The following is a 9125-nucleotide window of genomic DNA, read 5'->3' on the forward strand; positions in this document are numbered from 1 at the left end:
TATTGGCTTGCTGCTGGTGCTCGATGGCGAACCCACGCAAGCGTTCCAGCGTTGTAAGCTGCGGGACCTTTAGCACCTCAGCCGTTCCCGAAGCCGTAGACCGTGCCGCTGGCCTTGGGCAGCGTATCCGGCTTCAGATTGCCGTACTGCTTCGCACCGCCAAGGATCGATGAGCCCATATCGAAGACGCCCTTCACCAGCGCAGCCGTACCCTCTTGCCGCGACGCCGAAGCCTGCCCTTTGTAGTTCGAAGCGGCGATGTCGTGCCCGCGCAGGTTCTGGTAGCCCTGCTGGTAGATCCGGTTCACGTCCTCGCGGCCCAGCATCTCTGTATCGTCCACCACCTGCGCGGCCGTTCCGAAGTCCACACTGACGCCAGCCGCTGCGGCCCGAGCGCGCTCCGCCCCCTTAAGCTGACCGATCTTACGATAGTGATCCAGCGCCGCTTGCCGCGTGTTTTCCCGCTCCTGCAGCCCGGCCTCGCGCTCCATGCCGGCGTTACGCTCGGCGACCTTCGCCTGAAACCGCGCTTGCGCATTGGCGGCCAGCGCACCGACGCCGGCACTGGCGGCGGCCATGCCGGCTGCGATGATGGGAAGAGCAGGGCCGCACATGTTCAGTTCCTCCCTCGCTTGGCCTTCTCGACTGCCGCCTGACAAGCATCCCAGCCGGACGGCGGCAAATCGAACGATCCGGGCTTCAGGTACATGCCCTCAGGCGGCATTTCGCCTTCCGGTAAACACCCGGCAATCGCACGTGGACGCCGGGCGAGTCGCATCAGCTCCTGCTGTTCGTCGGTGAGCCTGGACGGCTCCGCAGCGGCCTTCGGCGATACCGCAGTGACCTTAGCCATCATTCACCCCCTTGAGCGGCGTCGAAGCCGGACGGGACGCCCTTTGCCGTGGTCTGCGCGTAATCATACATGCCGGGAGGCGGGGCCGCCGGATCGGGCGCGACCGGCTCTGCCTTGGCTGGAGCGAGCCGCGCAATCCAACTTAGAATAGCGTCGGCAAACTTCTCTTCTCGTTGAACAAACGATTCCGCCGAGCGTTCCGACGCGCAAATCCGGCTTGGGGCGATGCCAAGCTCGGCAATGACTGTGCCAGCCGCCTGGCCGATGTCCATCGAGTGCTCCAAGGCTACCAAGCCGTTGCGCATCTCCGGCCGCCCCGCAAGCATTCTCCGGATCGCGGGAACGGCTTCGTCAAATTCCGCCATGCTGGCAGCAAGAGCAACAGCAAGTATGCGAACATTAGCAAGGCACCTCTGCCGCTTGACCAGCTGTTCATCGACAGCGGACACAAGCTCGGCGTACGCGTCATTGGCGACATCGGCGTCCTGTTGCGCGGCCAGCCGCTGCGATTCTTCCCAGGCTCCATGCAGCCCGGCGATGCGACCGGCGATGCGCTCGACGTGGGCTTGGGCTTTCCGCACCGCCGCCTCGTTGCCGCTCCCTACTTCGAGAGCAAGGGCCGCGCGGCGATGATCCGTCTCGGCGAGTGACTGTTCCTCCGTCAGCTGTGCGAGGCGGCTTTCGTAGTCCGCTTTGGTGAGCAGTTGCATGCGCTGGCCCCTGTTCAGAAGTTGGAGTGGCGGCCAGCGACAACGCCAGCAGTGATCTTGCCCGTCGTGGGCGCGGTGCCGGTGACGTCGTAGTACAGGCGCACGTACCGGGCGTTGGTGCCCCGCGGGAGCTCATACGGCACGTCGAACTTGTAGCCGGTGACGAGATCGGCCGCTGCCACGACCTTGCCACCCATGATCGTGGTCCAGGTTGCATTGTCAGGAGACGTCTGCACCTGAACCTGCAGCGAGGTGAGGTTGTTGAAGGTCTCGTTCACGCTGACATGCAGCGGGACGTCCGAGCCGATACCGATGTCGCGAGTGAGGGGGACGGAGCTGCCATACGGTGTGCCGGGGACGCCCAGGTCGATGACGTTGGCGGACGCGGCATCGCCCGTGATGGCCTGCTCGTCGCTGAGCAGAAGACTGTTGTCGAAAATCATGGGTATCCCCCCAAGTTGTCAGAAGACGTGAGCCAGGAGGATGCGGCGCAGCATCTCGGATACGCTCACACCGGCCAGGTGTGCACGCTCTTCGAGAGCGCCCAGCAATCGGGCGTTGGCCCGAAAGCCGACGAACTCGCTTTTTTGCGCTTGAGCCAAACGAACCTCCATCGTGTTAAACGAGGGGATATTGCGTTTAACATCGCGGTTGAATCGCGGGCTTTGCAGCGGTAAACGCCGGGCTGGTCGGCACCTCGGGCGCATCAGGAGCGTGAAGAGGGGGCGGAGCCCGGTCACCCTTCAGGGCAGACCAAAGCGCCGGCTTCAAAGGGTCTCTTGGAATTCCAAGGGGCCCTTTTTGCATCCGGAGTGCAGATCCCCGCGCAAAACGCACAGCGCGCCCTTGATCGTGTGCCCTCGACAGGTCCATAACGTCTGCATCGAAGATCACGGGTGAAGTCCCATCGCTCCGGCGGTGGGGCTTCTTTTTTGTCGCCGACTATCCCGGCGTGAACCCAGCCTCGCGCGCGCATGCACGCGCGATGGCCGAAGCTAAGTGTGGTTCCGGCCTTAGCAAACCTTAGCGTTTTGGCCGGAAGTGGTGCCCGGTTTTGACCTCCTACAGGTCACTGCGCAGATAGCCGCCGCACTGCGCTACGACATACTCCTCCACCGTGCGGGCATCACCTCGGCGTTCGAGTTCCGCAGCAAGCAGAGCCGAGTGCGTCATGCCATCTTCGATCAGTGCATCGTTCAAGGTCATGCTCCGACGCCGCGCCGCATTCAGCACCGCAGCAAGATCGAATTCCCGCGGATCGGCGAACTTGGCAACGGTCGCTTCGATGATCGCTGCGGTGCCCGCATCGCGCGGCATCGCTGCAAGCCCGACAAGCATCTCGCCGATTTCCCGCAATTCCGCCGGCTTGCCTTTGCGCAGCAACGTCACAAGGTCCATGCTCAATTCCCTCCTTTACGGGCGGCTACGCCAGCCGCAATCGCCGCGAGTCGCATCACGGTTTCCTCAAGGCTCATGGCGTTCCCTTCACCATCGGTGACGCCAACACTCACGGTCTGGGCATCTCCGTACCGTTTCGGCGCCAGCTTCGCGGCCAGCCACTTGCGGCTGTCCACACGGAGCTTCGACCGCTGGACGTTCTCATGGTCAAACACGACCTGAGTGCTTCCGTCCTCGCGTTTCCGCTCAACCCAGTCGTTACGGCCGTCGTCGGCAATGTCGATGATCTCGTCGGCGAGCATGTCGGCCTGCAGTTGCTTCGCCAGCGCATAGGCTGTGCGAAACTCCGGATCGTCCCGCAGCCAGTTCATGACGGTGCTGCGCGCGGGCATCGACATGTCGTCGCAGATCGCGCGAACGCTCTCGCCCAGCATAATCCGCTCGCAGATCGCCCGCTGCAGTTTCGCCCTCGCGGCTGGCGTCTTCGCGCGCGGGCGCGCGGGCGCGTTCTGGTCCACTTCGGAGGGCGGTCCATCACATGTCATTCGTGCGTCCTGACCATTCCTGCACCGATTTTCCGGCATCCACTCGAGACTGCATCAGCGCCAGCACCTCTCGATATTTCCTTCCGTCATTGTCCCGCCTTCAGCGTTGCCAGCCGCGTCAAACCCTTCGGCGTCACCATTACCTGCTCGACCAGCTTGTCGGGCACTCCCCCGTGACGCCGGATCGTGGTTCCCTTGTGCTCAAGCACGCCGGTGTCGATCTTCGCCTGGTAAGCGACCCAGTGCCCGCCGTCGCCGCGGCGGTACGTCCAGTGGTTTGCCTCAAGCCATGAGAACAACCGGCGCGGCGGAACGCCCAGGGCCTTGGCCGCATCGGTGACGCATAGCGAGCCATCGGACTGCGCCAGCCGCGCCAGAGCGTCGGCTTGTGGTTCCAGCGCCGCGACCTTGGTGTCAGCATCGAGCGCGATCGTGGTGAGCTGGTGCAGGAGGGCCTGCAGCTGCGTGCGATCCGTCAAGTCGATCGGCGCGGCTGGAGCGCCGTAGCGACCGGTGCGGCGGATCGACGGAAGCACGTCGGAGGTAAGCCACTTGGTGAACCGCTTGGCGGCCGCCTTACGGCTGCGAAGCGCGAGCTTGTAGACGCCGCTCTCGTTGATCGCCGCGACCGACTGCATGCCCCCAGGGGTGTCGACTACTACCGACGCCCTTTCGTCTGGATCCAGCCGTCCCAGCGCATCACGGTGGTTGGCAATGTCGAGTGAGGCGCAAACGTCTGCGGCCACGAACCATGGCTGGCCGTCCCGATTCACGACGCGCACCGGACTACTTTCGAAACTGAAAGGCACAATGGCGTTCATCGCACCGAACTCCCGATGATCGAGGCCATACCTGCAGTCAGGTCTGTGCCGCCGTTGTCGTGATGGTTCTCCAGAAGCGGCGTTTGCTGATCTCGGCCAACACGTGCAGCTCTGCGCCGCTGGGCAACCGCCAATCCGATCTGCGACACGGCTGGGCGCTCAGATCGCCTCCCCCCGGAATTGCTCTCCCGGACCCACTCAGCTTTGAAGCCGGTCCACCCGCGAGCGACCATCTCGGCCAGTGCTGCTTCGAGCGTCCAGCCCGCAGCTACTGCCTGAGACCGAATGCCGTCCAACGCCGTCGAGGTGAGGTCTGCCCGCCGACGCCTGCGATGTGCGACGAAATCCGCCCACACCTGGTCGCTGACATCGTCCGGCTTGCTGACCGGACCGCTCTTACCGCGACGGCCTTTGCGCACGCACATATCATCTTGGTTCAAGGAGGGTTCTAGGAGGGTTCTAGGAGGGTTTGGGTGAACGTCATTCACGGGTGGCGTGAACGACGTGCACGGGTCGGGTGAACCGTGTTCACGGGTGGCGGGAACATCGTTCACCTGTGAACGTGGTTCACTGGTGCAGACATCGAGCGGGCGGGGCAGGTGCGTTGGCACAAGCGGCAAAGCCCTAAGTCGCTGAACAGCGATAGCATACTCGATCGTAAAACCGTTGGCGCACTCGCGCTGGCCGGTTTCCAGAATGAGACCATCTTCGATCAGCGATGCCACTACCTTGATGACGCCGCGCCGCGACATGCCGAGTTCGTCGGCCATGCGCTGCTTGCTGGACCAGACGCCAGATCCATCGTCAGAGGCCTTGTCCGCCATGAGCAGCATGACAGCGGTCCGCGTGACGTTGCCTACTTGCCGCTTGTAGACCTCGGAAATCAGGTGATTGCTCATTTCTGGTCATCCCAGAGCGTCACATTGCATGGCTTCGGCATCATGAAAGCCCGCCGGATGTTGTTCGCGGCAAGGTGTCGGGCCGTCGCATAACTGTTTGCTTCGAAAGCAGTCCCGCAAATGCCGAGATTGGTCCAGACATCAGGGGCATTGTCGAATGCCTCGTTGACGGCGAATCCATCCGATCCCTTGACCGGCCGCACTTCGATTGCGCATGGAGGCGGCCAGCCTACTGCATCCGGTTTTATGTACATGGTCATGCGACGTCGTCCTCCGACCATTCAAGGCGGCCATCGCGCTCGACCAGCCAGCCGCGAGAGAGCCCCATGCGCTGCAAAGCGCCGGACATCGATGCCGGATCGGGCAACGGCTCTTGAGCGCGCGGCGCTTCCTGTTCGGGCACGACCAGTCGCGGGACCCAATTGACCTTAGGGCGAGTGTGCCAGGCCAGCGCCTCGCGGGTGTCGTCGAGGATGGCCGGCACGATCTGCGAATGGTGCGTGCAACGCCCGCGAGCTGTGCGAGCACCGTTTTCGAAGATGTGGAGCGGCAGGTGGGCCAGTGTGTCGATCGCGGCGATGAGCCAGTCTTCAACATCTGCAGCTGACATCCCCGCAGGACGCACCAGCGCCAGACTGGCAGAGAGTATTGCGGCCATCACGATTTCAGGTTCGTCGTCCATCGCTCAATCCTCGAAAAGTTCCAGCACTGGCGGCGACATGGCGCCCGGCGCGTAGAATGCCCGGTCGATCTCATGGTGCTCGCGGGCGAGTTGGTTTGCGTCTCGCGCGTGAAGGCGGAAACCGATCGGCCGGCGGCCGAACACGGCGCTTTCGCGCTCCACCTCGAAGCCGTTTCCATCGGGAAGAGCCCGGGCCCGGATCGCCAGAGGCTTCACGCCGCTCGCTCCAGCCGCTCCTTCATCCACTGCTCAACTTCGGCAGCGTCAAACGCCAGGCGTCCGGGCGTGATCCTAAACGGCTGCGGGAATTCCCCCCGCGCGACGAGATTGTCGAGCGTGCCGCGGCTGACAGCGATTTTCTCGCAAACCTTCTTCGGTGCGATGAACTGAATGTCCATTATTGGTGCCTCCAATTGCATTGGCACCAATGCTGATAGTCACACTATCATCGCGGAGCGCGGCGGTTATTTCAGGAGAAAATATGCTCGGCTAATGCGGCCCTGCGCGCCGCCTGCGATTCCAGCCGCAGACGTGTCCGTCGACGATATTCTCTGTCCTGACGAGAGCGCAGGTCGATATGCTCATCAAGGCGCATTGGCGCCCTTGGTCGTTCCCGCCGCCATGGGCCGCGGCGCTTACGCAAAGCACCCTGGCATCGCCGGCGCAGCTTCAACGCCTCTGGCGGCCAAAGTCTCACAAGCCCGGCCGTGCACGGATGGAAGGTGTTGATGAAATGCTCAGCCAATATCCGCGAGACCTGTATCTGCCGTTTCGGAGCCCTTCGCTTGCCCGCCTTAACAAATTGCTCGCCCAATTCATTGAGAGCAGTAGCGACCGCAGGATCTATGGACCCGCCAAGCAACGTCGGCGCTGGTGGCGTCCATTGGCAAAGCCATAGCCCCGCCCGTAGGGCTATCCTTGCGTCGATCAGCACGCCCACAGTTCCCCCCCGCGGCATTAGGTATTGTCCGACCGCAATGGCACAACGTTATCGGCCAAAGTAACGCCCACCGTTCGCAGTATTTCTGTAGCCCAGGCATCAAGCGCGTGCCGTTTCTCCGGTGCATAGGAGTGCAGGGCATAGACCTTGGCCGTTACGCCTTGCCGGGCGTGATTGAGAATGCGTGAGACGATCGTTTCCGAGACACCCAGCCGCACCATGTGCGTCGCCGCTGATCGCCTGAGATCGTGCAGGGTCCATGCGTCGAGCGCTTCGCCTTTGGCTTTGATGAACTCGTCTAGCTGCGCCTTGGCTTTCGCGAAGCCCTGAAAATACGTCTTGCCGTCCGTCGTGAAGACATACTCTCCGAACCGCGGAACCGTTTGAAGAATGGCAACGGCGGGCGCTGACAAGGGCACCAGATGCGCGCGGTCGCTCTTCGTGTCGGTGGCGGAGAGCACCCACGTTCCCGCATCGAGGTCGACGTCGCTCCACTTCATGGAGGCCACCTCACTGCGACGCTGGCCGGTCAGCATCAACATGCGCAGGAAGTAGCCGAAGGGGTATCCCGACAGTTCGGATGCGTTCCAGAGGCGCTTGAGCTCGTCCATGCTCAGCACGCGGTCGCGTTCGGTTTCCGACTTCGGCTTGGCAATGCCTTCCACCGGCGATGCTTCGATCCAGTCTCGTGACAGGGCGTAGCGAAACACCGTCTTGATCACGGTCAGCACGCGGTTCGGCAGGACCTCCCCCTCAATGCCTTCCAGCAGATCCCGCACGTCGCTGCGCCTGATCGAGGTCAGACGCCGGTCGCGCCAGTGAGGCAGAACGTGCATTTCCAGCCGCCGTTCCTGCAGCTTCCAACTATCGTTTTTCGGCTTGGCAACCTTCTCGATCCATGTGGATGCGACATCACCAAATGTCCGCTCAAGCGCCTCGGGTGAGCCTTCGCGCTCCAGTGCCTCTATCATGGCCCCAGCCGCCTTGCGGGCCGCCGCAAGGCTGGTCGCGGGATAGGTGCCGATTTTCTTGTTTATGACCTTGGACCCCACGCGGCGGCGCAGGGTCCAGGTTTTCTTGCCGCCGACGCCGACGCGAAGCCGCAGCCCCGTCACCTTGTGGTCGGGATACTCGTCCTGACCGCTTTCCGGCGGCTTGATGGCCGCGACCTTTGTGTCGGTGAGCATGGGTCAGCCGGCGCTCTTCACCGATGCGAAGCCCACTTTTGCCACTGGATCGGCCAAGCCGAACGCCGCTTTCGCAGTTTCGTTGATAATGTCGATAAAGGTGAGCATGTGCCCTAGAGTACGGAGCCCGTCTGGCGGAAGGTCAACTTCGAGGTGCTCGGACAATTCGTAGATACTCTCCGTCAGGTATTGAATGCGCTTCATTTGCGATTGGATCTTATCTCCGTTGTCGCGAATGGCCGATAGGTCTGCGTTTTCGCACATGGTCAGACCCCCTTTGCCACTGAAGCAGCAATGCGATGATGCATGCCGAGCGCGATCAGACTTGCAATCCCCTCCAAGGCACACGCCAAGATTTCGGGCCTCTGGTCGGATACGTTTCTCTCGCCAGGTGCAATCAACTCATCAGCGTAAATTGCGCTCGACAGCGTCGTCAGCAAGGCGTGCGCTTCGCTGAAGCGCCGATCGGCGTCATTGTCATCGTTCGAGCAGAACGGCGTCATGCCGTTAATTCGAAGCCTGTCGACACCGGGAATGACAGGGGTGGATTTGGTCTGTAGTTCGGCAATAGCCATGATCGATCTCCTAACGATCGGTTGTGGTCAGAGCCGGGGATTGAAGCGCCAACTTCGCCTCGGCTCGCCTGTTACCTAGGCGGCATCAGGTAACACAATAGGTAACTTATAATCCGAATTATGCAACCCATGTGTTCTATGAAGCGCAGAAATTCGCTACTTTGAATGCATGGTAATTTGCTGGCGAGCCTTCTAAGCTTGGGGTCGCAGGTTCGAACCCTGCCGGGCGCGCCAATGTCTCGATGCGGATAATGTCTCGATGCAGACAAGGTTTGCGCTTCACGCAGGACGCACGACAGCTTTCATGAGCGCGGCATTGCTGTCTGAATCCCGGCCCGGCATCAACGCGACAAACATCCCCGGCACGATCCAGGCCTCTGCTGCAAGCGCCTTCGCCTGAAAATCTATTCGCCAAATGCAGGGACTGAAGGCGAATCCGCGGCCGATGCGATCAACGCGCCGACCTCTTTCTTGCCGGAATTGCCCTTGCTGTCGTCGTCCGGTTCGGGATCACT

At 62.0% G+C, this 9125-nt stretch carries 15 protein-coding genes; all 15 read right to left on the reverse strand.

The features are described 5' to 3' along the window. Positions 1–77: 77 nt before the first annotated feature. Complete coding sequence (locus NN5_RS17530; RefSeq protein ID WP_067736248.1) at positions 78–614, reverse strand: virion core protein, T7 gp14 family; 537 nt, start codon at positions 612–614, stop codon at positions 78–80. A gap of 2 nt (positions 615–616) precedes the next feature. Beyond that, positions 617–853 carry a hypothetical protein gene (locus NN5_RS17535; protein WP_067736251.1) on the reverse strand — a complete coding sequence of 79 codons (237 nt, stop codon included), beginning with the start codon at positions 851–853 and terminating at the stop codon, positions 617–619. Continuing rightward, positions 853–1563: a hypothetical protein gene (locus NN5_RS25935; RefSeq protein ID WP_157081194.1), complete on the reverse strand. Its 711-nt coding sequence runs from the start codon at positions 1561–1563 to the stop codon at positions 853–855. Before NN5_RS25935 ends, NN5_RS17535 begins: the two co-directional genes overlap by 1 nt. Before the next feature lie 14 nt (positions 1564–1577). Next, positions 1578–2006 carry a Bbp16 family capsid cement protein gene (locus NN5_RS17550; RefSeq protein WP_067736260.1) on the reverse strand — a complete coding sequence of 143 codons (429 nt, stop codon included), beginning with the start codon at positions 2004–2006 and terminating at the stop codon, positions 1578–1580. 18 nt (positions 2007–2024) lie between these two features. After that, entirely contained in the window at positions 2025–2165 is a 141-nt protein-coding gene (locus NN5_RS25940) for a ribbon-helix-helix protein, CopG family (RefSeq protein WP_157081195.1), read from the reverse strand. 460 nt (positions 2166–2625) lie between these two features. Continuing rightward, positions 2626–2961: a hypothetical protein gene (locus NN5_RS17560; RefSeq protein ID WP_067736266.1), complete on the reverse strand. Its 336-nt coding sequence runs from the start codon at positions 2959–2961 to the stop codon at positions 2626–2628. Positions 2962–2963: 2 nt separating this feature from the next. Beyond that, entirely contained in the window at positions 2964–3479 is a 516-nt protein-coding gene (locus NN5_RS17565) for a terminase small subunit-like protein (protein ID WP_174523910.1), read from the reverse strand. Positions 3480–3592: 113 nt separating this feature from the next. Next, positions 3593–4327: a phage antirepressor gene (locus tag NN5_RS17570; RefSeq protein ID WP_067736269.1), complete on the reverse strand. Its 735-nt coding sequence runs from the start codon at positions 4325–4327 to the stop codon at positions 3593–3595. Next, positions 4324–5226: a phage replication initiator YdaU family protein gene (locus NN5_RS17575; RefSeq protein ID WP_067736272.1), complete on the reverse strand. Its 903-nt coding sequence runs from the start codon at positions 5224–5226 to the stop codon at positions 4324–4326. The genes NN5_RS17570 and NN5_RS17575 overlap by 4 nt, the downstream gene beginning before the upstream one ends. Positions 5227–5482: 256 nt before the next feature. Beyond that, a complete protein-coding gene (locus tag NN5_RS17585) occupies positions 5483–5908 on the reverse strand; it encodes a hypothetical protein (protein ID WP_067736277.1) in 426 nt (141 codons plus the stop codon). A 3-nt stretch (positions 5909–5911) separates the two neighbouring features. Next, positions 5912–6124, reverse strand: a complete 213-nt coding sequence (locus tag NN5_RS17590) for a hypothetical protein (protein ID WP_067736279.1) — start codon at positions 6122–6124, stop codon at positions 5912–5914. Further along, entirely contained in the window at positions 6121–6306 is a 186-nt protein-coding gene (locus NN5_RS17595) for a helix-turn-helix transcriptional regulator (RefSeq protein WP_067736282.1), read from the reverse strand. The genes NN5_RS17590 and NN5_RS17595 overlap by 4 nt, the downstream gene beginning before the upstream one ends. A gap of 559 nt (positions 6307–6865) precedes the next feature. Continuing rightward, positions 6866–8035, reverse strand: coding sequence for a tyrosine-type recombinase/integrase (locus tag NN5_RS17600; RefSeq protein ID WP_067736285.1), 1170 nt, complete (start codon positions 8033–8035; stop codon positions 6866–6868). Positions 8036–8038: 3 nt separating this feature from the next. After that, positions 8039–8299, reverse strand: coding sequence for a hypothetical protein (locus tag NN5_RS17605; protein ID WP_067736288.1), 261 nt, complete (start codon positions 8297–8299; stop codon positions 8039–8041). A 2-nt stretch (positions 8300–8301) separates the two neighbouring features. After that, complete coding sequence (locus NN5_RS17610) at positions 8302–8610, reverse strand: hypothetical protein (RefSeq protein WP_067736291.1); 309 nt, start codon at positions 8608–8610, stop codon at positions 8302–8304. Positions 8611–9125: the final 515 nt, after the last annotated feature.

Origin of the sequence: Novosphingobium naphthalenivorans NBRC 102051 (assembly GCF_001590985.1) — a bacterium.
Taxonomy (GTDB): Bacteria; Pseudomonadota; Alphaproteobacteria; order Sphingomonadales; family Sphingomonadaceae; genus Novosphingobium; species Novosphingobium naphthalenivorans.